A 23,808-nucleotide genomic window follows, 5' to 3' on the forward strand; every position below is an offset into this window, starting at 1 on the left:
CTGTAATATCCGCCCGGCAATTGACCGACCCGGAAGTGCCGGACCTGCCCCCGGCCAGGCCCCTCCCCCGCCCGGCTACGATTCACGCCACTGGCCGGCCCTGGATGTGCTGCCGGATGGGTTCGTACTTTTCGAAGCGAGGACAGAATCGTGACCTGCAACCAGAGCCACCGCGATATTTACAAGACCTCGGCCCCGATGATGACCCCGGGCCTGTCTTTCAAGGAAATCCTGCGCCACGGCCTCGCTCCGGGCGAGCATCCCAAGGCGCGCGGGCGCGAAGAGGAACTGGTCAATGCCAGGATATCGGAACATCGCGGCCCTGCGACCGAAGGGCAGCATCAGCTGAAAGACGGGCGCTGGCTGCGCTCCATCGATAAGGAGACCCCGGATGGTGGCCGTGTCGGCCTTCGTGTCAACATCACGCAATTGCGCGAAAAGGCGGTGGCGCTCGAATCCGCGCGCCTCGCCGTTAAGGCCACCAGCAGGGCGAAATCGGCCTTCCTCGCCAATATGAGCGATGAGATCCGCGCGGCGATAAATGGCGTCGGCGGCATGGAGGAACTGTCATACGACACCGCGCTGTCGGATGAGCCGCGCCTCTTTTCCGGGACCATCCGGCCCTCGGGCGAGGCGCTGCAGATGATCATCAACGAAATCCTCGACGATTCCAAAATCAAAGCCGGGCAGCTGACGCTGCGCCCCGAGCCTTTCGATTTCGAACGTCTCATCAACGAGGTGGTGATGCTCCTGCAGCCGCGCGCGCGGGAAAAGGGCATCGATCTGATGATCGATTACGATGTTTTCCTGCCCACCCGTTTCACCGGGGATCCGGAGCGGCTCTGGCAGGTGCTCACCAAACTGATTGGCAATGCGGTCAGATGCACCACCAAAGGCCATGTGCTCACCCGCGTCATCGGCATAAAGGCCGAAGGCGGGCGCCACCAGCTGCATGTCACGGTCGAAGATACCGGGATCGGCATTCCGGACGGGTTGCTCGACCATATTTTCGCAGACTTCTGTCAGTTCGATAATGAACGGAACCGCAGAAACGAAAGCACCGGGCCTGGCCCCGCGATCACCCGGCGCCTGATCGAGCGGGCGGAGGGCGCGGTCTGGATCGACAGCGATTATGGCAAGGGTACAGTCTTCGGCTTCCGGCTTACCCTGCCGCTGGCGGAAGATCGCGGGGCCGCGCGGCTGCCTGTCCTGATCGGAAAAGCGCTGGTGGTCGATGACCGGTTCATCACCCGCGCCATCCTCGAACGCAAGCTCTCCGCCTTTGGGGCAGAGGTGTGGCTCTGCCGTTCGGGTCAGGACGCGCTGGACCTTGTCGCTGGCGGGATGGTCCCGGATGTCGTGCTTGCCGATCACGACATGCCGGGCATGGACGGAGCGGTTCTTGCCAAAAAGCTGCGAGAGGCCGGTTATGACAAGCCGCTGGTCCTCCTCTCGTCCAGTCCGCTTGCCGCGCGGGAGGCGGGTGGCGAGGCCGTCGATGCAATCTTGCAAAAGCCGGTTCTGCGGGCTGAGCTTTATCGGCTTCTGAACCATCTGACGCTGCCGGTTGCGCCGGAATCCGCCTTGCCCGAGGCCCCACTCCCTGCCGCGCAGCGCATGCGGGCCATGCGCATCCTTGCCGCCGAAGACAACAGGACCAATCAGCTGGTCATGCAGAAAATGCTGCGCCCGCTTGATGTCGAGCTGCGCTTTGCCGGAAATGGCCATGAAGCGCTGGCGGAATGGGAAAGCTACAGGCCCGATCTGATCTTCATGGACATCTCGATGCCTGGGATGGACGGGCACGAAGCCACACGGGCGATCCGCGAAAGCGAGGCCGCGCGCGGGCTGAGGCCGGTTCCGATCATCGCGCTGACCGCGCCTGCGATGGAGGGCGACGAAGAGGGAATTCTTGCCTCGGGCATGGACAGCTATCTGACGAAACCGCTGCGCAGATCCGAGATCAGCGCTGCCGTTCTGGCCTTTGGCCCCGAAGCGTGCCGCCCGCCCGAGAGCGGCGGACAGGGCTGAGCCTGGTTCCGGGAATGCGCGTTCCCCGATGGCTGCCCAAGACCGAGAAGGACCACATATGGCCCGCTCCGCCTTCCCATCTGCGCCGGGTCACAGGCCTTTCAGCCTGGCTTTGCCCATGTCGGCCAATCGCAAAACCGTCTCGACCTCCGCTGTGGCTTTGCCGTCCTGCTCTGCCTCTCTGCCTCTCTGCAGCGCAGCAGCGGCAGCACTCTGCCGATACCGCAGGCGTGACGCGACGTTATCTTGACGTTTACGTAAGCCCAATTGCATCACCGAAGATCAAAGCACATGTCTTAACCAGCCACCGGTCCGCGCCCGGGGGTACTATTCAGGAAAGAGGACAATGCCCAACGACGAGCAGATGACGATCCGCGAGATGTGCGACACCTTTGATGTCACCCCGAGAACGCTGCGCTTTTACGAGGCGAAAGAGCTGCTTGCGCCGATCCGCATCGGGTCGCAACGGCTCTACACCAGGCGCGAGCGGGCACGGTTGACCATCATCCTGCGGGGCAAACGTTTTGGCTTTTCGCTGGAAGACATCCGTCAGGTCCTGAACCTCTACGCCCGCGATGGCTCGAACCTCGCGCAGATGGAACGCACCTGGGATCTGGCCCAGGACAGGCTGCGCGCGATGGAGCAGCAGCGCGATGAACTGACGGTTGCGATAGGCGATCTGAAGGCAGAGCTGGAGACCGGTGCCGGCCTGATCGCCGCCGCCCGGAGCCAGAATGCCCGCAGCCAGAATGCCGCCCCGCCAGGCAAATGACCACTGCCGGGCCAGGAGGTCCGGCGGCACAGAACCGAAGGGAGAGAGCGATGACCGGCTATACCGCCCCGGTGAAGGATATGCAGTTCATTATGCATGATGTTTTCGGGATCTCCGGGTCTGACATTCCCGGCTACGCGGATCTCGACCGTGCCTTCACCGGTGCCGTGCTGGAAGAGGCCGGCAAGGTTGCCTCGGCCGTGCTCGCCCCTCTGAATGCAAGTGGTGACCGCCAGGGATGTGTGCTGGAAAATGACGTAGTGCACACGCCCGATGGGTTCAAAGCCGCGTTTGAAACGATGAAGCAGGGCGGCTGGACCGCGCTGGACTGCGATCCGGAATATGGCGGCCAGGGTCTGCCCTATCTGATCAATTGCGCCGTGGGCGAGATCTTCGTCTCGGCCAATATGGCCTTCAATATGTATCAGGGCCTGACGCATGGCGCGGTTTCGGCGATCCATACGCATGGCACCGAGGCGCAAAAGGCGCAATATCTCCCGAAGATGATCGCCTGCGACTGGACCGGCACCATGAACCTGACCGAGCCGCATTGCGGCACCGATCTGGGTCTTCTGCGCACCAGGGCCGAACCGCAGGAGGATGGCTCTTATCTGATCACAGGTCAGAAGATCTTCATTTCGGCGGGCGACCATGATCTGGCCGAGAACATCATCCATCTGGTGCTGGCCCGCGCGCCAGGTGGCGGCGAAGGCACAAAAGGCATCTCGCTTTTTATCGTGCCGAAGTTTCTGGTGAACGATGATGGCTCTGTCGGGGCAAGAAACGGTATCTCGACCGGCAAGATCGAAGAGAAGATGGGCATTCACGGCAACGCGACCTGTGTGCTGAATTATGATGGCGCGCAGGGCTGGCTGCTGGGCGATCTCCACAAGGGGATGCGGGCCATGTTCACCATGATGAACGAGGCGCGGCTGGGGGTCGGTCTTCAGGGCTATGCCCTGGCCGCGGCAGCGTATCAGAACGCGGTCACCTATGCGAAAGACCGCCTCCAGGGCCGTGCCGTGACCGGGGCGGAGAACCCGCAAGGCGCCGCCGACCCTCTGATCGTGCATCCCGATATCCGCCGCATGCTGATGGATCAGAAGAGCTTTGTCGAAGGCGCAAGGGCGCTGACCTTCTGGGGCGCCTCGCTGATCGACCGCGCGCATCGCAATGCCGATGCCGAGGCCGACGGGCTGATCGGTTTGCTGACGCCGGTCATAAAGGGGTTCCAGACCGATAAGGGTTTTGAATCGACGGTCGGGGCGCAGCAGGTTTTCGGCGGCCACGGCTATATCGAAGAACAGGGCATGAGCCAGTTCGTCCGCGATGCCAGGATCGCGATGATCTATGAGGGCGCGAATGGCGTGCAGGCGCTGGACCTTGTCGGGCGTAAACTCGCGGCGGATGGCGGCAGGCATGTGATGGCGTTTTTCGACCTGGTGAAGTCCGAATGCCGCGCCCATGACGGTGATGAGCGGATGAAGCCCTTCGCTGACGCGCTGACAACCGCCTCGAAACAACTGCAGGCTGCGGCCATGTATTTCATGCAGAACGGCGCGAAAAATCCGAATGCGGCGCTGGCGGGATCCTCCGATTTTCTGCATCTGGCCGGCCATGTCTGCCTTGGCCTGATGTGGACGAAAATGGCCGGTGCCGCCTTTGCCGCTCTTGATGCCGGCGCGGCGGACCAGGACTATCTTGACGCCAAGATCGCCACCGGCCGCTATTACATGGCCCGCCAGCTGCCCGCCTGTGCAACGCATCTGGCCCGGATAGAGAGTGGTGCGGATCCGGTCATGGCTTTGGCCGCAGAGGCGTTCTAGACTGACGCAAGCCCGCTCTGGAGAGACTGATGCCGAAACGTTTCCGACTGACCCGCCGCTTTCCCGTCGCCATGACCGAAGACGGCTATCGCCGGCTGAAGCGCTTCGCCTTCGATGCAGGCCTCGATGAAGGAGAAGCCCTGTCCTTCCTCTTCGAAAATTTCGACTCGGTCATCGACAGTGAAAAACTCACCCATCGGCTGCGGCTGTTCAATTCCGAGCTCGACGCGCGCAAACGGTAACCGCCGGCGGGCGTCAGCCAATGAACGCCGCCTGAGGGGAGGGTATGTGGATCGAGAGGAAAGCCTCATCAAAGGCTGCCCGCCCCGAACCCTTAGCAAGTCTCTGAACAATTCCGGCCCCGACGCCCCTCCATCGTGCCTGAACGGCAGATCCGGGCGAATGGCCATGCCGAACGCCGCGCTGCCACCGATATGCTTCACCGCCACTCGCCCGGAACTCCCGGCCCTCCGCCATCGACGGCAGATCTGACCGGCAGCCCGGATAGGCCAGGCCACGGCGTCGCCGGAAGAGGATCGAAGTAAAGATGCGGTGCGGCCATGCCTTCGGTGAACGCATCTTATCGCGCGATCCGGACCGCCAGGCAGTCGAAGCCCAGACCCGCAGCGCGCTTACCTGCAGTTCAGGCGGCGAGCGTCAGGCCGCCATTGCGACTGATTTCGGTGGTCACTTCGGTGATCAGGCTGTCCAGCGCCGGATTTCTGGCCTTCCGAGCACGCCGGATGACATAGGCAAGCGCCGGCGGTCTGGGCAATCGGTCCGCGAGCACCTCCATCTCAGCGCGCAGATACCGGTCGCTCAGCAGCGCCACCCCGAGGCCGGCATTGACCGCTGCGGTAATCCCCGCCGCGCTTGAACATTCGAAGACGGTTTCCAGCATCGCACCGCCATCCTGGCCGATATCCAGCGCCCATTGACGATAGAAACACTCATCATCAAAAGACAGAAACGGTACCGGTCCATCTGGCGCAAGTGCAAGTTCGCGGGATTTCACCCAGTGCAGCGCCTCGCGGAACAGCACGACATCGGCGGGCCGGATTTCATGGGCAAAGACCTGAATGATGGCGGCATCGAGCTCGCCACGATCCAGCATGGCGCGCAAGACGAGGCTCATGCGGACCCGGGTGCGCACCGACACCTGCGGGTGCAGGCGATGAAAGCGCCCAAGGATCCGCGCGAGGTCCGAGCAGGTGGTGTCTTCGGTCAGGCCCAGCAGGATCCGGCCGCTGAGATCGTTTTTCGTGAGGCTCAGCAGCGCTTCGTCATGCAGGCTGAGGATCCGGTCGGCATAGGACAGCAGTTCTTCTCCCTGCTTTGTGAAAACCGCCATGCCGGGCCTGCGGCAGAGGATTTCGCAATCCAGGCTGGTCTCCAGCCGCTTTATCTTGTGGCTGACTGCGGATTGCGTCAGCCCGAGTGCCGCGGCCGCGCGCGTGACACCTCCGTGCTGACGGATGGCCCTGACAGCGCGCAAAGCGTCGATATCGAGGCGTCGCGATAGAAGTTCGGTCATGATAATGCCTCACCGGTGACCCCATGATCATGACCAGGTGGCAATGTTCAGGCAAGCATTCATTACATTTGCGATGATCTTGTCATTTGAATATCGAAATTTGTCATGTGCTCCGACGCCTGAAACCCCGTAGCCAATGGCAATCCTGTCCAAACCGGAACACAGAATGTCCAACCTCGCCACTGCTCTGCCGGCCCGCGCCCGGCCCTGGTTTCTCTGGCCTGCCATGGCGCTCATGCTGGTGGTCGGATGGAGCTCCGGCTTCGTCGGCATCCGATACGCGAATGATGAGGCGGATATTGCCCTCCTGCTGTTCTGGCGGACGCTGATTTCGGGCCTGATCCTTTTGCCCTTTGCGATTTTGTTCGGGCCTCGCCTGTCGCTGAAGGCAATTCTGGCGCAGATGGGCTTTGGGGTGATGGCGGTTTTTATTTACCTTGGGGGGTTTGCGCTGGCCATCGGCGAACGTGTCCCGACGGGCCTGGTCGCGCTGATCTCTGATCTGCTTCCGCTTGCCATTGCCGCCATGTCGCAACCTTTGCTGGGTGAACGCCTTACCCCACGCCAATGGCTGGGAACCGGGATCGCCCTGGCCGGGGTCTTGCTTGTGACCTTTGACAGCCTGAGTCTGGGAACTGCCCCCCTCTGGGCCTATGGGCTGACAGTGGTGTCGATGCTGGTCTTTGCCCTTGCCTCTATTCTGCACCGCAGACAGCCCCTGCTGCGCATCCCTGTGTATCAGAGCCTGTGCATTCACACCCTTACCAGTTCTGTCCTGTTCGCAGCCTGCGCCTGGATGAGCGAAGGAAGTCTGGCCCCGCCGCTGACGCAGAAATTCGCACTCGGCATGGCCTGGCTGGTGCTGATCGCGACCTTCGCGACCTACTCGGTCTATTACACGGCGCTCAGGATGTTTCCTGCGGCGAAAGTCAGCGCCGCCATTTATCTGAGCCCCCCCGTCACGATGGTATGGGCATGGGCGCTGTTCTCCGAACCTCTGACCATGGCAATGTTTGCGGGTCTTGCGGTCACGATGCTGGGGGTCTGGCTGACCTCGCGCTAGAACCGGCGCTTCGCACCTGAAAGACCGCGCCGCTTCGCGTGACTGCAGGCGCCGGACGAACAGCAGGGCCAGGCCGGCCCAGCCAATCGCGAGCCGCTGGCGGCCTTTCCCGGGGCAGATGCGATTCATTGACCCCGGGCCTCCCTTCTCGGACTGACCATGAGCTTTCGCATATTCCCTCCCCACCCGGATCATCGCCTCGCGGGACAGGTTGCGGATCGAGAAAAACACCTGAAGGCGATCAGCACTGAGGCTTCAGCGCCGTGACGCGCGGGGGAAATCCGGCCAGCCGCGAGGCCGATGCAGGCGGCTCTGGGATGACCAGGAGCCGCCTTTGCTTTGGCCAGGGCAACTGAAGGTGCACGACAGAGCGGGCAGGAGCGCAATTCGGCGGGCCTCAGCCTGGTACCGCCCATGAATCCGGCTGGATTTCGCGCGTGATATTGCGTGATGGAGCCTGCATGCGGCCCTGACGTTTTAGAGCTGTCGCCGCAATGAAGCGCGACAAACCTGTCGTAAATGGAGGACTAGCAATGGCAGACCCCAGAGACCCGACCCGCGAGCAGCCGCGCGATCCGAAGCAACCTCAGGTGAAGGATCCGCACCGCAAATCTGACAGTGATCCCGGACGCCAGCAGGAACAGCAGATGCCCGGCCAGAAACAGCCCGGTAACGATCAGCCGCGTCAGCCCCAGCGGCGCTGACCCGTCGGCGGCGGGGAAAACCCCGCCGCCTTCGCTATGGGAGGTGTCGGGGTTACTGGGAGGAAGCGGATCGTGACGTCAGAAAAGACCAGTTCAGTGCCGTTCGGGCCCTCCGTGCCATGGCCGCATGTCCAGCCAGAAGAGACGGAGGAGAGAACGTCGTTCAACCCATCGCGGCATGACCGTGGGCCGGCGGATCATCAGGCAGATTGCCAGAGACCGAAGGAGCAGGCCTGTTGAAAAAGAGCGCGATCATGAGCCCGGCCGGAACGGGCTGGGCCGAAAACAGCGCTCTTGGGTCATGTTGCAAAATGGCGGGACCATAGCCTGACAAAGGCGGCGTCGGCAAAGGCGCGGATACTGCCTGCGATATTGTCGCAGCCGTTGGCCAGTCAACAGCTTTTCGGTTTGTTGAAGAGGGTCATCTAGACAGCCTTGCGCATCTCTCGGTTCTTGCGCATCGGGATCATCGGCGCCGCGCCGCGGCTTTCTATATCCTCGTGACGTCTATCCGAGCGACAGCCCCGGTGCCACAGGCATAACAGCATCCGGGGGCGGCCAGAACGGCTCTCATCGGGACGTCAGCGCCGTTGGCCAAGGCGGTTGGACCCTGGTCCTGGAACTGGCCCCGCAAACGAACCAGGGATCGTTCTTCCACCGGACCTCTCGAACAGCAGAGAGCCTTTTATCAGCAGTCCCCCTGTTGCTTCCGCTGAATGGTGATGGGCGCGGATCACAGTGCTGTCGATGAACTGAAGGCCGCTCATCGTTGGCTATCAGATCGCGCGCCAGAATTGGCTCCCACGCAGAGATGACCCTGAAACACATGGCATCGAGAACGGAAATCCATTTTCTTAACATGATCTGCGGACCGTGCTGCCCCGCTATCCCTCGGCGCCCGCATGATAAACGGATTGGCTCCAAAAATCGATTCCGGAACAAGCTGCGGCCTGATTCCACCGGAGTTTTCGGTGCATGACAAGGCAACCTTATGACGCGCAGAAACATTCCTCTGGTCCGCTTTGACGATGCCGTGGCGCCCAGGCGCCATAAATCGGTGTTCGGTGTGCCTTTACAGTTCCCGGTTCCTGACGAATTCTGCGCGGGATCGACGGCTTCCACACAGGTCATTGCCAGGCTCCGGTCTGCGAACCGGCGCGGGCAAGGATGATGATGACCCTGATGCCGCATGAGGCGCAGATCATCGACATCGCGAACTGACCTGCGCTCCGGTCGCCCCTCGTCCATAACGAGAGCCCCTGCGGTGACAGTTGTCGATATCGCCGCGCCAAAGCGACAAAACCGGCAAGCGCTCTTGCCGCTTGTCAGAGGCGAGCGGTCTCCGGATCCGGTGGTCCCGTCCTTCTGCAAGGGGCACATGACGCCAGGGCTTTTGCAGCGTTTACCGGCCCCCGCCTGCCCTCCAAAGCGCAATGGGAGTATGCCGCGCGCGGCGGGCTTACGCGGGTGAAATTCCCTTTGGGGAAGGATCGGACCCCGGCTGGCTGGCATGGGCATATTATGTGGCAAGCCCGCTTTCCCGATCGGAACAGCGCAGAGGAGGGCGCGGCAGCCGCCGCTCCGGTCAGGGCCTTTGCGCCGAACGGCTATGGGCAGCTTGATATGACTGACACTGTCTGGGAATGGACGGCGGGTGGCAGCAAGGTGAGGCGCGGCGGATCGCATCTGTGTCATGACAGCTATTGCGCCAACCATTTCGTACAGTCGCGCAGCCATAATACGGCGGAAAGCCCGACCGGTCCTACTTGCTTTCGGCTGATCTGGGCTGAACCCGGCCCCTGACAGAGGCCGCCCCCCTGAAATCGCACCAACCCATTCCGCCTTCACGGAATTTCTGCTATCTCTGCGCGGGATATGGCCGCAGGCCCCCTGTCAGTTGCCGGAGGCCGATACCATGACCCATGCTGCGACAAGGCTGTTCTGTTTCGCAAACCAGGATGCTGGCTGGATGCCGGTCAATCATCTGATCAGCCTGATGGCGCGGCTCCTTGAGGCCGGGAGTTACGACCTTGGCCCCTGCAGGCTGTCCCTGCCCCGGCGGCTTGGCGCGACGCTGTTTCCTCCGTCGCGCGGCGGCACGGGCGGTGATATCTTTGTGCTGCGCTCACCTTCCGAACTGATGCGGGCGCTGGCCCATCCGCTCTGGCGCGAGAAACGGGCGTTCCGCGCGCTCTGGGTGATCGACAGTTTCTGGACCGGGACCTGGCCGCGCCCCGCCAGGCGCCTGCTGTCGCATTTTGATTTGGTGGCCTATACCCGCGAGGGTGATGCGCCGGATTACGAAGCGCTGGCGCCGGGCCGCGCGATCTATCTCGGCTGGGGGGCCGATGTGCTGGATCTGGGCAGCAATGCGTCAGAGCGCCCGATTGATCTCTTGCGGATCGGCCGTCAGCCCGAGGCCTGGGATGATGACGCGCGCACCGCCGCCGCCTGCGCGGCGCGGGGGTTGCAGTTCCAGGGCCGCCCCCCCTTCCCCGCCAGCCCGGAAACACAGCAGACCGAACTGATGCGCGACTGGTATGCGCGGTCGAAATTCATCATCGCGCATTCGAATATCGCGGCGCCCGCCCCCTATACCCACCCGACACGCGCCTATGTCACCGCGCGCTGGACCGATGCGCTGGCCTGTGGTGCCAGCGTTGCCGGGCGCCAGCCCGAGGGCGATTTGCGTCTGGTCAGCTGGCCCGGCGCGGTGCTGGAAACCGGCGGGATTGATCTTGAGCGCAACCTTGATCTGATTGCCGAAGCCGTCCGGGCCTGGACTCCGGAGGTTGCGCGCCGCAACCATCACGAGGCACTGGCGCGCCTTGACTGGCGGATCCGGATCGCGGCCCTCGCCACCAGACTCGGGCTGAGCACACCCGCCCTTACCGCCGATATGCAAAGGCTGCAGGCGGCGATCAAAGGCTGATGCAGAAGGGGGCCGACCGGATCGGGCTTCCCAAACAGGCCATTTTCCTGTATGGCCCGCGCCATCTGAGACGTGACGCCCCTGGCCCCGGGCACATGCATGAGGATTGGGGCGGCGACAATGGGGTCGCCATATATCGGGAGACCGGCAGGGGCCGGAGCGCTCCCAAGAGGAAAATGCATGTTCAAAATTTCGAAAAAATCTATCCAGTGGGGCGATGAGACGCTGACCCTGGAAACCGGCAAGGTTGCGCGCCAGGCCGATGGTTCGGTCATCGCGACGCTGGGCGAAACCCAGGTTATGGCCAACGTGACCTTCGCCAAGACGGCCAAGGAAGGCCAGGATTTCTTCCCGCTGACCGTTCATTATCAGGAAAAATACTATGCCGCCGGCAAAGTGCCCGGCGGCTTTTTCAAGCGTGAGGCGCGCCCGTCGGAAAAAGAGACGCTGACCTCGCGTCTGATCGACCGTCCCTGCCGCCCGCTCTTCGTCGAAGGCTTCAAGAACGAAGTCCTCGTTATGGCGACCGTGCTGTCGTGTGACCTCGTGAATGACCCCGATGTGGTCGCGATGATCGCCGTTTCGGCCGCGCTGACCATCTCGGGCGTGCCGTTCATGGGCCCGATCGGGGCTGCACGTGTTGGCTTTACCAATGGCCAATATGTTCTGAACCCGGCCATGGACGACATGACCCAGCTGAAGAACAACCCGGACCAGCGTCTGGATCTCGTCATCGCCGGCACCAAAGACGCCGTTATGATGGTGGAATCCGAGGCTTACGAGCTGACCGAAGAAGAAATGCTTGGCGCGGTCAAGTTCGGCCATGCCGCGATGCAGCCGGTGATCGACCTGATCATCGACCTCGCCGAAGAAGCCGCCAATGAGCCCTTCGACTTCCAGGCTCCGGATTATTCCGAGCTTTACACCCGTGTTGCAGCCGCTGGCGAAACCCAGATGCGCGCCGCTTTCGCGATCCGCGACAAGCAGGAGCGCACCAATGCGATCTCGGCTGCGGTGAAAGCGATCAAGGCTTCGCTGTCGGAAGAAGATCTTGCCGACAAGAATCTCGGCTCGGCGATCAAAAAGCTGGAATCGGGCATTCTGCGCGGTGACATCATCAATGGTGGCGCCCGGATCGACGGCCGCGACAACAAAACCGTCCGCCCGATCTTCTGCGAAAACGGCATCCTGCCGCGCGCGCATGGCTCGGCACTGTTCACCCGCGGTGAAACCCAGGGCCTCGTGGTCACCACGCTCGGAACCGGCGAGGACGAGCAGATCATCGACGCGCTGAACGGCAATTACCGTTCGAACTTCCTGCTGCATTACAACTTCCCTCCCTATTCGGTGGGCGAGGTTGGCCGCGTGGGTTCGCCCGGCCGCCGTGAGATCGGCCATGGCAAACTGGCATGGCGCGCGCTGCAGGCGGTTCTGCCGGCCGCAACCGATTTCCCCTACACGATCCGCGTCGTGTCCGAGATCACCGAATCGAACGGCTCTTCGTCGATGGCTTCGGTCTGCGGCGGTTCGCTGTCGATGATGGATGCGGGCGTGCCGCTGAAATCGCCGGTCGCGGGTGTGGCCATGGGTCTGATCCTGGAAGATGATGGCCGCTGGGCCGTTCTGACCGACATCCTCGGCGACGAGGATCACCTCGGCGACATGGATTTCAAGGTTGCAGGCACCGCCAACGGCATCACCACGATGCAGATGGACATCAAGGTCGCAGGCATCACGCCCGAGATCATGGAGCAGGCTCTGGCCCAGGCCAAAGACGGCCGTCTCCATATCCTCGGCGAGATGAATGCCGCACTGTCCGCGCCGCAGGGCTTCTCGGCTTACGCTCCGAAGATCGAAACCATGTCGATCCCGACCGATAAGATCCGCGAAGTAATCGGCTCGGGCGGCAAGGTGATCCGCGAGATCGTCGAAGTGTCGGGCGCCAAGGTCGACATCAATGATGATGGCATGATCAAGATCGCCTCGAACGACGCCAATGCCATCAAGAAGGCCTATGACATGATCTGGTCGATCGTGGCAGAGCCGGAAGACGGCAAGATCTACACCGGCAAGGTCGTCAAACTGGTCGATTTCGGCGCGTTTGTGAACTTCTTCGGCAAGCGGGACGGTCTGGTCCACGTGTCGCAGATCGCGAACAAGCGTCTGAACCACCCGAATGAGATCCTGAAAGAAGGTCAGGAAGTTAAGGTGAAACTCCTTGGCTTTGATGATCGCGGCAAGGTCCGCCTCGGCATGAAGATGGTTGACCAGGAAACCGGTCTGGAAATCACCGAGAAGAAAGAAGAAGCCGAGGGCTGAACCCTGCTTCAGAATCAAGAAAGGCCCCGGAGCGATCCGGGGCCTTTTCTCTTTCGCTCAGGTCATTTCTGTTCGACTTTGGGGATGCCACCCTCGAACTGCATCAGCATCCCGAGGCTCTTGTTGAAGCCCCAGCGGCGATACTTCAGCTCGCCATTGACGAAGTACAGCTCGGCCACGGGATATTGTTTTCGCACGCCGCTGCCGGTGTCCCAGATCTCGACCACAGCGCCCTTCTTGCGCGCGGGGCCCAGCTGCAGCTGAAAGAAATCCCGGTCGGCGGTTTCGGCCACAGCGGCCAGCACAGCCAGAACTTCATAATAATCGGTGAGACGTTCGGCTTTGAAATGGCAGACGCCCTCCAGCCCGACAATGCCAAGCGCTGCCGCCCCCGCTGCAACACCAAGTGCCGACGAGGTCAGCACGGTGCTCCCCGCCCCAAGCGCGGCCTCGGCGCCGCCAAGGGCTTTGGCGGCATTGGCTCCGGCCACGACGGCCCCTACGGCGGAAAAGCCGGTGCTGCTGTCGACCAGGGTCAGGAAATCCGGCGCAGTGGGGTCAAAACGTCCTACGACGGCTGCATCTGCCGCCGCTGCCGCGAGTTTCGGGGCGCGCAGCGCGATCATCTCGCTGAGGCGATAATTGCAGACATCGGCCGCTGCGGCACCGGCGCCGAGGGCCAGGACCAGAAAGGCACTGGAAAGGATACGGGACATTCTGTCTCTCGCGGATGACGGATGGGGCTGCTCTCGGGCCAAGCATAAGCCATACCGCGCCAAAGCGCAAAAGCGGGCGCTGCCGTCCCGGATCACAATCCGTCCAGCGCGATCAGCGCCGCCCGCGCGGCAGCCCCCCGCTGCGCCAGGCGCTGGCGCGGCCGATCAGGTGTGCGGCGATGGGGGCGGTGACAAAAAGAAACAGGATCGCCACCAGCGCCTTCACCGCCGCCCCGGTGGTGCCAAAACCAATCGCCGCCGCCAGAAGCGCGAGGCTTCCGGCAAAGGCTCCGACCTTTGACGCCGCATGCATGCGCGTCAGCACATCGGGAAAGCGCAGGACGCCAAGCGCCGCAATCACCGCAAACACTCCTGCCGCAAGCGCCAGAACCCCTGTGATCACCTCAGTCATCGGTCCCCTCCCGCCGCGCCAGCCGCTCGGCATAGCGTGCCAGTGCGACCACCGGCACGAAACTCACCAGCGCCACCGCCACCGCGATGTCGAGATAGGCCCCGATCCCGGCCTTCAGCGCAAACAGCGCGCAAAAGCCGATGACCGCCGCCGACATCATATCAAGCGCCACCACCCGGTCGCCGAGCGTCGGCCCTTTCCACAGCCGCAGCAGCCCCAGCAACACCGCCAGCGCCATCAGCGCCATGGCCCCGGTCAGACACAGGTCCAGAAACACTGCTGACCTCATCTGAACACCCCCCTGACGCGGCGCGCCATACCATCCTGCAATTCCTGAACCAGGGCCTCAGGATCGCTGCCATGCAGGCAATGGATCATGAGGCAACTGCGATCTCCGGCCACATCCAGTGTCAGTGTGCCCGGTGTCAGGGTGATCAGGCCCGACAGAAGAAAGATCTCGGCATCCGTGATGTCGGGGCGCAGCGGCAAGCGGATGATCGCCGGAGACAGCGTCAGGCGCGGCCGGATGCAGTCGAGCGCGACCTGGAGACAGGATTTCACCAGCTCTTTCAGAAACCAGGGCACGAGGCTGACACCGGCGACGATGCGGGGAAAAATATGGGCGGCAAGGCTCATGGGCGCGCTCCCAGCACGGTCCGGATATAGGCGTCAGGCTCAAGGAGTTGCTGGCCGGCGGTGGTGGCAAAGGTCACGAAGGGCTGTGGCATCATCCCGATCAGCACCGTCATTGCCGCCAGCACCGCCATCGGCGTCAGCATCAGCACCCGCGCGCGCGGGGAAAGTTGCGCCAGCCTGGGCTCACAGCCGCCCGGATGCGGCTTCCAGAAGGCACCGGCCCAGATCTTGGTCATCGAGTAGATGGTCAGAAGACCCACCATAAGCGCGATCCCTGCAACCAGCAGGGCCCCTTCCTCCAGCGCGGCCCGCACCAGCAGATATTTCGCCCAGAACCCCGAAAGCGGCGGAAAGCCCGCAAGCGAAAAGGCCGGGATCAGGAACAGGACCGCGAGGACGGGCGCCGAGCGGTAAAGCCCGCCGATCTGCGCCAGATCAGACGCGCCGGTCAGGCGGCGTGAGACCCCGGCCACAAGAAAGAGGTTCGCCTTCACGATAATATGGTGCAGCAGGTAAAACACCGCCCCCACCAGCGCGAGCGGCGTCATCAGCGCAAGGCCCAGCACCATATAGCCAATCTGGCTGACGATGTGGAACGACAGGATCTTGCGGAAATCGCTCTGCGCCGCCGCACCAAGCACGCCTGTCACCATGGTCAGACAGGCACACCACAGAAGGATTTCATGCGTCCAGCCCTGATCTCCGGTGAAAATCAGCGTGAACACCCGGATCAGCGCATAGACGCCAACTTTGGTCAGAAGCCCGGCAAAAAGGGCGGATACCGCATAATGTGGCGTGTGATACGAGGCTGGCAGCCAGAAAAACAACGGGAAGACTGCCGCTTTCATCCCGAAGGCCAGCATGAACAGCATGGCGATCACCGTCATCAGCCCCTGATCGGGGTGCGCCGCCACCCTGCCATGCAGATCGGCCATGTTCAGCGTGCCGGTCGCGCCATAGGTCAGCCCGGCGGCGCAGAGAAACAGCGCCGTCGCAATCAGGTTCAGCGTGACATATTTCACTGCACCATCCGTCGCGCTGCGGCTGCCTCCGATTGCCAGCAGGCCAAAGGACGAGATCAGCAGCACCTCGAACCAGACATAGAGGTTGAAAAGATCGCCCGTCAGAAACGCGCCGGTCACGCCGCCCAGCAATGTCTGGAACAAGGTGAACCAGCCGAGCCGCGCCGAGGTCGGGCCGATTTCCGCCATGGCCCAGAGGGCGGTCGCCAGCCCGATGATCGCCGTGATCAGCACCATCGCGGCCGAGAGATGATCGGCCACCAGCGTGATCCCGAAAGGCGCGGGCCAGGCGCTCACCTGACCGGCGATCACGCCATGGTCGATCACCGTGACCAGAAGCCGGACCGCGAGCCCCAGCGAGACCAGCGCCGTCAGGACAGAAATCCAGCCCGAGCCTTTTCGATTGCGCAGGAACAGGCAGGCGGCGGCCCCGATAAACGGGGTCAGGATCGGGGCGGCGAGGATCCAGCTCATGCTTCCCCCCGCGGCGCTTCCGGTTCAGCAAGACGCATGCGGTCAACCTCAAGATGGCCAAAGCTGCGATACGCGCGGATCGTCAGCGCCAATGCAAAAGCGAAGAGACCGAAGCCAATCACGATGGCGGTCAGCAACAGCGCCTGTGGCAGCGCATTGGCCATCTCGCCGACAGGCCGCGCGCCGCCGGATTCCAGCAGGGGCGGTCGGCCTTCGGTCAGGCGACCGGCGGCGAAAATCGCCAGATTGACCGCATTCGAAAGCAGCATCAGCCCGAACAAAAAGCGCAGCAGATTGCCTGAAAGCATCAGCCAGAGCCCGGCAGTAACCAGCGCTCCGGCCAGTATCGCGAGAATGGTTTCCATCAGCCGCCCTCTTTTCCACTGTCTTCCAGCGCGAAGATCAGCGCGAGGACGCCGCCGATCACGGCCAGGAATACGCCGATGTCAAAAAGGAGCACTGTGGACAGGGGCAGGACCGGCAGATCGAGCCAGATCCCCTGGAATGGTGCTCCCCCGCTCAACGCGGCCGCGAGCCCCGCGATCAGGGCGCAAACCAGCCCGATGCCGCCCAGATTGCGCGGATCGATCCACAGCATCCGGCGCGCGGCCTCCGGCCCGTCGGCGAAGATCACAATCGCAAAGCCAAGCGCCGCGATCAGCCCGGCGATAAAGCCGCCCCCCGGCGCATTATGACCGCGCAGGAGGATATAAAGCGCAAACCCCAGGAAAAGCGGCAGTAAAAGCCGCGCCCCGGTGGCGAGGATCGGGGATCTCATCCGCGTGCCCTCCCGATGCGGCGCCTCAGAAGCGCCCAGGCGCCGATACCGGCCAGAAGAACCACGGTGAGCTCGCCAAAGGTGTCAAAGGCCCGGAAATCCACGAGAATCACATTCACGATGTTCAGACCATGCGCGAGGCTGTAGCTGTTTTCCTCGAAGTAATCGGCAAGCTGCCGGTCCGGCGGATGCGCAGTGATCGCCAGCAGAATCAGCGTGACCGAAAGGCCCACAAGGCCCGCGATCCCCCAATGCAGCGCGCGGCGGCGGGGGCTGCGGCGCTCGGTTATCCCGGGCAGGCGCAACAATGCGATGCCGAACAAGACGGCAGAGAGGCTCTCAACCATGAGCTGCGTCACCGCCACATCCGGCGCGCCGAAGATCAGGAAGATCAGCGCGACCCCGATCCCGACCGTGCCGATCCCGGCGATATTGGCGATACGCGAATGCGGCGTCAGCGCAAGCGCCGCCCCGCCAAGCATGAAACCCGCGATCACCCAAAGCGGCAGCGGCGCGGTGAAATCCACCGCCAGAGCCGGGCGCTTTGCGGCCAGCGTGGCCCCAAGCACGAGGCCAAGCGTCAGAAAGCTCAGCGTGAGGTAGCGGCTCAGCCTGCCGGACTGGATCAGTCGGGTCAGGCAGGCTGCGAAACTGGCAAAGCCCACAAGCAACCGGTCCCAGCAGCGATCAGCAAAGGAAAGCCCGGTCCCGCGCGCCAGAAAACGCGGCGCGGCCAGGAACAGCACCCCCCCCAGCCCGAACGTCGCAAGGCTGAGCGCCAGCGGCAGATTGACCCCGGCCCAGAGATGCAGTTCCGCCGCCGGGGCCGCGCCAAATCCCATGACCGCCGCATCCAGCAGCGGCTGCAAGAGGCCCGGCATCAGCCCGAAGACGAGACCTGCCCCCCCAAGCACGACCGGCCCGGCCAGCATTTGCCAGCCTGCCTCATGCGGTACTCGCGGCAAGGGCCCGGGCGCCGCCCCCCAGAAAGGTCGCAGCACCACCACGCCCGCCACCGCAAAGATCAGCGCGTTCGAGGCCAGCAGCGGCAGAACGAGCCAGGGCGTGACGCCGGCATAAAGCAGCTCTTTCCCGATCCAGCCAAGGAAGGGCGGCAGGCCCGCCATCGAAACCGCAGCCAGAAGCGCCGAAACCGCGGTCAGCGGCATTGCCCGCCGCAAGCCGCGCAAGGCAGTCACATCGCGGCTGCCGGTGCCGTGATCCACCGCGCCCACCACCATGAACAGCGCCGCCTTGTAAAGCGCATGCACGATCAGGAAGGTCAGCGCCGCCGTCAGGGCCACGCCCGTGCCCTGCGCCAGAAACAGCACCAGCACGCCCAGTGCCATCAGCGTCGTCCAGGCCAGCGCCAGTTTCAGATCACGCTGACGAATCGCCATGACCGAAGCAAAAAGCGCCGTCGCCCCGCCGGCCAGGGTCAGCGTGATCTCCCATGCGCCAGTGCCCGAAAGCACCGGATGCAGCCGCGCCAGCAAATAGACCCCCGCCTTCACCATGGTCGCGGAATGGAGGTAGGCCGAAACCGGGGTCGGTGCCGCCATCGCATTGGGCAGCCAGAAATGGAACGGGATCTGCGCCGATTTGGTAAAGGCCCCCATGAGCACCAGCGTCAGGATCGCGCCGTAAAGCGGGCTCTGCTGCAATCCCCCGCCTTGCAGGATCTCAGCAAGATCATAGCTGCCGCCCGCAAAACCGATCAGGATGAAGCCGGCCAGCAGCGCCAGCCCGCCACTTGCCGTGACCAGCATCGCCTGGAGCGCATTGCGGCGCGCCTTCGGATCGTCATGGCTGAAGCCGATCAGCAGGTAAGAGGTGAGCGAGGTCAGCTCCCAGAACACAAAAAGCGTGATCAGGTCGCGCGCCAGCACCAGCCCCAGCATCGAAAGCATGAAGAGAAACAGGAAGAGCACAAAGCGCCCGAATTGCGGGTGATCGCCCATATAGCCGGTGGCATAGACAAAGATCAGCCCGCCGATCCCGGTGATCAGCGCGGCAAAGATCAGCGCCAGAGGATCCAGCATGAAAGACAGACCGATCCCGAGCGAGGGCACCCAGGCCATATCGAACAGGACCGCGCCGGTGGCGATGACCGCTCCTGCCCGGGCAATGAGCGCCGCAAACAGCGCGAAAGCGACAGCTGCGGCCAGATAGCCCGCCGCGCGCGACAGGGAGAAACCGCTTTCGTCTTGCGCCATGGCCTCCCCTTTCGGCTGCGTCCTTCCGGTTGCTCAGTCGATACAGGCAGACAATCGAAGACAGAAATAGAAATCTGCGGCCGCCCTTATAGTTCAAAACTATAAGAAAAGGGCAATATCAAAGCAAAATGCCCGCACCTCCCGGCGCGGGCATTTTGCTGATACAGGGTCGACCCGGTGAAACCGGGCGCGACGGCAAACCTCAGCGACGCAGGCCGAGACGTGCGATCAGCGAGCCGTAACGGGCTTCGTCTTTGGCTTTCAGATAGTCCAGCAGCTTGCGGCGCTGCGCGACCAGCATAAGCAGACCACGACGCGAGTGGTTGTCTTTCTTATGCGATTTGAAGTGCTCGGTCAGGGTCGCGATGCGCGAGGACAGGATAGCAACCTGTACTTCGGGCGAACCGGTATCACCGGCTTTGGTCGCGTATTCCTTGATCAGACGGGCTTTTTCTTCAACGGTGATCGACATCGGATGCTCCTTTCGGTGTTGCGAGAGACGGCACAAGCCGGGATGTCGTCCAGCAGGGCCCTTAGACCCCGGCAGGGAAAACCACTGCAGGGGATGCGCGCCTATACGGGGATTCGGCGCAAAAGGAAAGCCCCTGGCGTTGTCATCGGCAAGGCGTATCGGATCTGGTCTGGTCCTGGCCCGCGCCGGACGAACCCTTCCGGTCAGAGCGGATCCGGAAACGGATCGCATCGGATTTTTCACAACTTAACCAAAACATTTCCTATGAGGATACACCTCTGCGTGGTATGAATTGATCAGGAAGTTTTCATATGTATCAGATGGTTAACGTGAAAAATGGTTAATGCCCCCATGGGGTCAGCCATGTGAGGTGAGACAATGCTCGGCCTTTTGGGATTATTGGGGGCGGTGTTCGCCGGTGCTTTGATCGAGGGCATTTCTGCCCGCAGCACAGACGAAGAGGATGAGTCCGAAAACCAGGACAGCCAGGGCGACCCTCAGACCGGTCACGGCAATCTTCTCGATGATGCGGATGACGCCACCCAGATCGACCCCTTCCACGGCCTGAACCCTTTCCGAACGGGCGGCACCCATGGCGGCGGCTGGACAGGAGGCATCCCTGCACCGGAGGGCGGCAGCGCAACGGACGCCCCCACGGGTACCGGTTCCGATGAAACCGGCACCGGCTTTGAAGATGGCCTTATACCAGAGGATGGCCGCCCTGTCGCCGATCCCCCGATCGCGGACCCCTTGCCGGACAATGCTGACGACACCGGCGATGACACGGGCCCGGACGGTTCCGGCACCGGGTCAGGCCCGGTCTCGCCGCCGCCTGTGCCGGTCACCGGCACCTCCGGAGACGACCTGCTGGACGGCAGCGACAGTGATGACCTGATATTGGGCAATGATGGCAATGATCAGATCAATGCCCGCGATGGCGATGACACGGTCTATGGCGGCAATGGCAATGACATCGTCAATGCCGGGGCCGGCAATGATCTTGTCCTTGGCGGCGCCGGAAACGACGAGCTGCATGGTGATGCGGGCGATGACACGCTGGACGGCGGCGATGGCGATGACCAGCTGATGGGGCATGAAGGCGACGACCTGCTTCAGGGCGGCGCCGGCAATGACACGCTGCTGGGCGGTCAGGGCAATGACAGCCTTTATGGCGAGGAGGGGGATGACTGGCTCTGGGGCGGTGAGGGCGACGATCAGATGGTCGGCGGGGCGGGCTCGGATACGCTGGATGGCGGCGCCGGAAATGATACGCTCTGGGGCGCCTTCCCCGAGGGTGACGATGGCGAAGTCGACTTCCTCAATGGTGGTAACGGCGATGATGTGATCCATCTTGGCGTGGGTGATTATGGCCATGGGGGCGCGGGCTCTGACAGCTTCGTCCTGACGCAATGGCTGGGTGAAGGCGGCTTCGCGACCATCACCGATTACGACCCGCAAGATGATGAGATCGTGCTGGTCTATGATCCGGCCGCCCATGTCTCGCCCGCAGTCTCGGTGACGCAGAGCGCGACCGGTGGTTCATCCCTGATCAGCATCGACGGCTTTGTCGTGGCCGAGGTGAATGGCCAGGTCGACCCGTCCGAAATCAGGCTGCTCGCTGCCTGATCCGGCACGGCGCTGCAGGAACCAGGGATGCCAGAGGCAAAAAACCAAAGGGCGGCCAGATCGGCCGCCCTCCTCAGTGTCGCAGCCGTGCCGCGAAAATCAGGGCCAGCACGTCAAAGATTGAATACGCGCGACGGGTGCAGTTCGCCGCCCATATAGCGGCCAAGCGCCAGCGCCTTGCCGTCAAAGCTCGCCCAGGCCTCGTCGCCATAGTCGATATGGCCAAGCACCTGCCCCGGATTGCCGTTCTTCAGCCGCACCGCCCCTTCCGCAGTCGCCTTCAGCTCTGGCAGATCCGCCAGCGCGAGCTCGAGCGGTGCCAGCAGGGCATCGATCCCGTCCTGCCGCGCCAGCTCTTCGATCTGCGCCATCGTGACCCCTTCAGCCGCTTCGAACGGGCCCGACCATTCCCGCCTGAGCCAGGCCACATGGCCCAGACAGCCAAGCGCCCGGCCAAGATCGCGTGCAATGGCGCGTACATAGCCGCCCTTGCCACAGACCATTTCCAGATCGGCGTGATCGGCATCGGGTCGCCCCAGCAGCACAAGACTGTCGACCCAGAGCGGCCGCGCCGCGAGATCCATCTCGATCCCTTCGCGGGCAAGGTCATAGGCGCGCTCGCCATCGACCTTGACCGCAGAAACCTGCGGCGGCACCTGCAGGATCTCGCCACGAAACGCGGCCAGCGCCGCCTCGATTTCATCATCCGCAGGCCGCAGGGGCGAGGTCGCGATCACCGCGCCACTTGCGTCATCGGTCGAGGTCGCGGCCCCGAACACCACCCGGAACCGGTAGCATTTCAGCGCATCCGCAACCACCGGCACGCATTTGGTGGCCTCGCCCAGAGCAACCGCCAGCACCCCCGTCGCATCCGGATCCAGCGTGCCCGCATGGCCCGCCTTTTGCGCCTGAAAGGCCCATTTCACCTTGTTCACCACATCGGTCGAGCCAATGCCCGCAGGCTTGTCGACGATCACCCAGCCGGAAACCGGGCGACCTTTGCGCGTTTTCGCCATTGATTAGTCCTGTGCCTGACCCGAATCGATGACGGTGCCGACAATCGGCCCCATCGCGAAACCGCCGTCATGGCGCCCAAGCTCGGGCGCGTAAAGCCGCGAAATATTGCCGTCGAAATAAAGCGCATCCCTCAGCCCGAGATGGTCGCGGAAAAACCGCGCGAACTGGTGGAAATTGACCGCGCGGTCGCTCATCACGAACACCGCCTTCGTCCCCGCGGCATCGACGCCGACGCCATTGCGGATATAGGTCGAATCGCTGTTTTCCAGAAAGCGGGGATGCAGTTCACCCTTGATCACCAGCATCGGCCCGGATTGCGTCGCATAGCGGCAATTGCCCCGCAGGGGCTCGAACTGACGGCTGTCGCTGATGTTGAAACTGCCATCCGCCCAGCAAAACACCCCATTTGGCAGCAGGCCGAAATTCCCCGGCCCCTCGGCGGTGACGATGGCGTGTTTCTCTTCGCCGCCCTCGATATAAAGCCCGACGGGCGAGCGGTCGCGGTGATACATACCGGCATTCATCGCGAAACCAAGCGTCTTGCCCTCGGCCGCCAAAGCCTGGTCCACCGCGCGGAACGAGCCGAGATTGCCCCTGGGGCCATCGAGAAACAGCCGCAGATCATCCGCAGCCGTCACTTCGCAAAGACTGAAGGGCACGCCCTCAAACATATCCTGCCGACAGGCCGAGGCCGATGCGGCACCCGCACCCGATATCAGCACCACCAGGGCTGCGAGGAGGCGGATCACGCCTCGTCCTCCCCGGCCCCTTCCTCATCTTTGCTCTCGATATCGCGCTGCACCCTCGGATCCGCGAAGAGCCGCCGCGTCTCGTCAAGCCGGTCATAGGTCTCGTCCGGGCGGAACCGCAGATCCGGCGCGTATTTCAGCGTCAGCCCGGCCGCGACCCGGTGGCGCAGCTCGCCCCGGTGCTTTGCCAGCAGCTTCACTGCCTCATCAACCGGCGCCGTGCCCAGCAGGGGCATGACATAAACCGTCGCCACCTTGAGATCGGTAGAAAGCGCGACTTCACCGACCGTGATCGGCATAGCATTCAGGTCCGGGTCGTGGATCTCGCCCCGGTTCAGAACATCGGAAAGGGTACGTCGGATCAGTTCGCCAACCCGCAGCTGACGCTGGGACGGCCCCTGACCGGAGGATGTGCGTTTTGTGGCCATGACCCGCATTTAAGCGCTTTCGGCCCGCCCCGCAACGGGCAGGGTTTCAACCAGGCGCTCTCGGCGTTAAACCACGGCAGG

At 63.0% G+C, this 23,808-nt stretch carries 22 protein-coding genes and 2 pseudogenes; 11 read left to right on the top strand and 13 right to left on the bottom strand.

The window, feature by feature from the left end; genetic code table 11:
* The first annotated feature begins 150 nt into the window (after nucleotides 1–150).
* The 5 genes and pseudogenes from BLW25_RS12295 to BLW25_RS24955 all read left to right on the top strand — a co-directional run.
* On the top strand, nucleotides 151–2,031 hold the full coding sequence (locus BLW25_RS12295; protein ID WP_092899431.1) for a response regulator: 1,881 nt from the start codon (nucleotides 151–153) through the stop codon (nucleotides 2,029–2,031).
* Between the two features lie 346 nt (nucleotides 2,032–2,377).
* On the top strand, nucleotides 2,378–2,803 hold the full coding sequence (locus tag BLW25_RS12300; protein ID WP_092899433.1) for a MerR family transcriptional regulator: 426 nt from the start codon (nucleotides 2,378–2,380) through the stop codon (nucleotides 2,801–2,803).
* A 50-nt stretch (nucleotides 2,804–2,853) separates the two neighbouring features.
* On the top strand, nucleotides 2,854–4,629 hold the full coding sequence (locus tag BLW25_RS12305) for an acyl-CoA dehydrogenase C-terminal domain-containing protein (protein ID WP_092899435.1): 1,776 nt from the start codon (nucleotides 2,854–2,856) through the stop codon (nucleotides 4,627–4,629).
* Between the two features lie 29 nt (nucleotides 4,630–4,658).
* Nucleotides 4,659–4,871 (top strand): hypothetical protein, encoded by a 213-nt coding sequence (locus BLW25_RS12310; RefSeq protein WP_092899437.1) that lies wholly within the window; start codon nucleotides 4,659–4,661, stop codon nucleotides 4,869–4,871.
* Nucleotides 4,872–5,155: 284 nt separating this feature from the next.
* Nucleotides 5,156–5,263: pseudogene (locus tag BLW25_RS24955) on the top strand (IS5/IS1182 family transposase); the annotation flags it as partial.
* Nucleotides 5,264–5,272: 9 nt separating this feature from the next.
* Here BLW25_RS24955 and BLW25_RS12315 read toward each other — a convergent pair.
* Nucleotides 5,273–6,163, bottom strand: a complete 891-nt coding sequence (locus BLW25_RS12315; RefSeq protein WP_092899439.1) for a LysR family transcriptional regulator — start codon at nucleotides 6,161–6,163, stop codon at nucleotides 5,273–5,275.
* A gap of 166 nt (nucleotides 6,164–6,329) precedes the next feature.
* On the opposite strand from BLW25_RS12315, the gene BLW25_RS12320 reads away from it, so the two are divergent.
* The 5 genes and pseudogenes from BLW25_RS12320 (at nucleotide 6,330) to pnp (ending at nucleotide 13,181) form a co-directional block, all read left to right on the top strand.
* On the top strand, nucleotides 6,330–7,226 hold the full coding sequence (locus BLW25_RS12320; RefSeq protein ID WP_092899441.1) for a DMT family transporter: 897 nt from the start codon (nucleotides 6,330–6,332) through the stop codon (nucleotides 7,224–7,226).
* 533 nt (nucleotides 7,227–7,759) lie between these two features.
* Nucleotides 7,760–7,930 (top strand): hypothetical protein, encoded by a 171-nt coding sequence (locus BLW25_RS24400; RefSeq protein WP_171909543.1) that lies wholly within the window; start codon nucleotides 7,760–7,762, stop codon nucleotides 7,928–7,930.
* Nucleotides 7,931–9,283: 1,353 nt separating this feature from the next.
* Nucleotides 9,284–9,733 (top strand): annotated as a pseudogene (locus BLW25_RS12325) (formylglycine-generating enzyme family protein); the annotation flags it as partial.
* A 112-nt stretch (nucleotides 9,734–9,845) separates the two neighbouring features.
* On the top strand, nucleotides 9,846–10,862 hold the full coding sequence (locus BLW25_RS12330; protein WP_092899445.1) for a hypothetical protein: 1,017 nt from the start codon (nucleotides 9,846–9,848) through the stop codon (nucleotides 10,860–10,862).
* Nucleotides 10,863–11,042: 180 nt separating this feature from the next.
* Nucleotides 11,043–13,181 carry a polyribonucleotide nucleotidyltransferase gene (gene pnp / locus BLW25_RS12335; RefSeq protein ID WP_092899447.1) on the top strand — a complete coding sequence of 713 codons (2,139 nt, stop codon included), beginning with the start codon at nucleotides 11,043–11,045 and terminating at the stop codon, nucleotides 13,179–13,181.
* 62 nt (nucleotides 13,182–13,243) lie between these two features.
* On the opposite strand, the gene BLW25_RS12340 is transcribed toward pnp, so the two are convergent.
* From BLW25_RS12340 to rpsO, 9 genes are all read right to left on the bottom strand, one after another.
* On the bottom strand, nucleotides 13,244–13,897 hold the full coding sequence (locus BLW25_RS12340) for a hypothetical protein (RefSeq protein WP_092899449.1): 654 nt from the start codon (nucleotides 13,895–13,897) through the stop codon (nucleotides 13,244–13,246).
* A 112-nt stretch (nucleotides 13,898–14,009) separates the two neighbouring features.
* On the bottom strand, nucleotides 14,010–14,309 hold the full coding sequence (gene mnhG / locus BLW25_RS12345) for a monovalent cation/H(+) antiporter subunit G (protein WP_092899451.1): 300 nt from the start codon (nucleotides 14,307–14,309) through the stop codon (nucleotides 14,010–14,012).
* Nucleotides 14,302–14,586: an MrpF/PhaF family protein gene (locus BLW25_RS12350; RefSeq protein ID WP_253188419.1), complete on the bottom strand. Its 285-nt coding sequence runs from the start codon at nucleotides 14,584–14,586 to the stop codon at nucleotides 14,302–14,304. Before BLW25_RS12350 ends, mnhG begins: the two co-directional genes overlap by 8 nt.
* 8 nt (nucleotides 14,587–14,594) lie before the next feature.
* Complete coding sequence (locus BLW25_RS12355) at nucleotides 14,595–14,945, bottom strand: Na+/H+ antiporter subunit E (RefSeq protein WP_092899455.1); 351 nt, start codon at nucleotides 14,943–14,945, stop codon at nucleotides 14,595–14,597.
* Nucleotides 14,942–16,441, bottom strand: a complete 1,500-nt coding sequence (locus tag BLW25_RS12360; protein ID WP_092899457.1) for a Na+/H+ antiporter subunit D — start codon at nucleotides 16,439–16,441, stop codon at nucleotides 14,942–14,944. Before BLW25_RS12360 ends, BLW25_RS12355 begins: the two co-directional genes overlap by 4 nt.
* Nucleotides 16,438–16,806, bottom strand: coding sequence for a Na+/H+ antiporter subunit C (locus BLW25_RS12365; protein ID WP_092899459.1), 369 nt, complete (start codon nucleotides 16,804–16,806; stop codon nucleotides 16,438–16,440). The genes BLW25_RS12360 and BLW25_RS12365 overlap by 4 nt, the downstream gene beginning before the upstream one ends.
* Complete coding sequence (locus BLW25_RS12370) at nucleotides 16,806–17,219, bottom strand: MnhB domain-containing protein (protein WP_092899461.1); 414 nt, start codon at nucleotides 17,217–17,219, stop codon at nucleotides 16,806–16,808. Before BLW25_RS12370 ends, BLW25_RS12365 begins: the two co-directional genes overlap by 1 nt.
* Complete coding sequence (mbhE, locus tag BLW25_RS12375; RefSeq protein ID WP_092899463.1) at nucleotides 17,216–19,435, bottom strand: hydrogen gas-evolving membrane-bound hydrogenase subunit E; 2,220 nt, start codon at nucleotides 19,433–19,435, stop codon at nucleotides 17,216–17,218. The genes BLW25_RS12370 and mbhE overlap by 4 nt, the downstream gene beginning before the upstream one ends.
* Nucleotides 19,436–19,637: 202 nt before the next feature.
* Nucleotides 19,638–19,907: a 30S ribosomal protein S15 gene (gene rpsO / locus BLW25_RS12380; RefSeq protein WP_092899465.1), complete on the bottom strand. Its 270-nt coding sequence runs from the start codon at nucleotides 19,905–19,907 to the stop codon at nucleotides 19,638–19,640.
* A 378-nt stretch (nucleotides 19,908–20,285) separates the two neighbouring features.
* Between rpsO and BLW25_RS12385 the strand changes: the two genes are divergently transcribed.
* Nucleotides 20,286–21,533 carry a calcium-binding protein gene (locus tag BLW25_RS12385; protein WP_092899467.1) on the top strand — a complete coding sequence of 416 codons (1,248 nt, stop codon included), beginning with the start codon at nucleotides 20,286–20,288 and terminating at the stop codon, nucleotides 21,531–21,533.
* A 113-nt stretch (nucleotides 21,534–21,646) separates the two neighbouring features.
* Here BLW25_RS12385 and truB read toward each other — a convergent pair whose 3' ends face one another.
* The 3 genes from truB to rbfA are packed head-to-tail and all read right to left on the bottom strand — an operon-like array spanning nucleotide 21,647 to nucleotide 23,727.
* Nucleotides 21,647–22,549 carry a tRNA pseudouridine(55) synthase TruB gene (truB, locus tag BLW25_RS12390; protein WP_092899469.1) on the bottom strand — a complete coding sequence of 301 codons (903 nt, stop codon included), beginning with the start codon at nucleotides 22,547–22,549 and terminating at the stop codon, nucleotides 21,647–21,649.
* Nucleotides 22,550–22,552: 3 nt separating this feature from the next.
* Nucleotides 22,553–23,299, bottom strand: coding sequence for a phosphodiester glycosidase family protein (locus BLW25_RS12395; protein WP_253188426.1), 747 nt, complete (start codon nucleotides 23,297–23,299; stop codon nucleotides 22,553–22,555).
* Entirely contained in the window at nucleotides 23,296–23,727 is a 432-nt protein-coding gene (gene rbfA / locus BLW25_RS12400; protein ID WP_249497459.1) for a 30S ribosome-binding factor RbfA, read from the bottom strand. Before rbfA ends, BLW25_RS12395 begins: the two co-directional genes overlap by 4 nt.
* Between the last annotated feature and the right edge of the window lie 81 nt (nucleotides 23,728–23,808).

The organism is Rhodobacter sp. 24-YEA-8 (assembly GCF_900105075.1).
Lineage (GTDB): Bacteria > Pseudomonadota > Alphaproteobacteria > Rhodobacterales > Rhodobacteraceae > Pseudogemmobacter.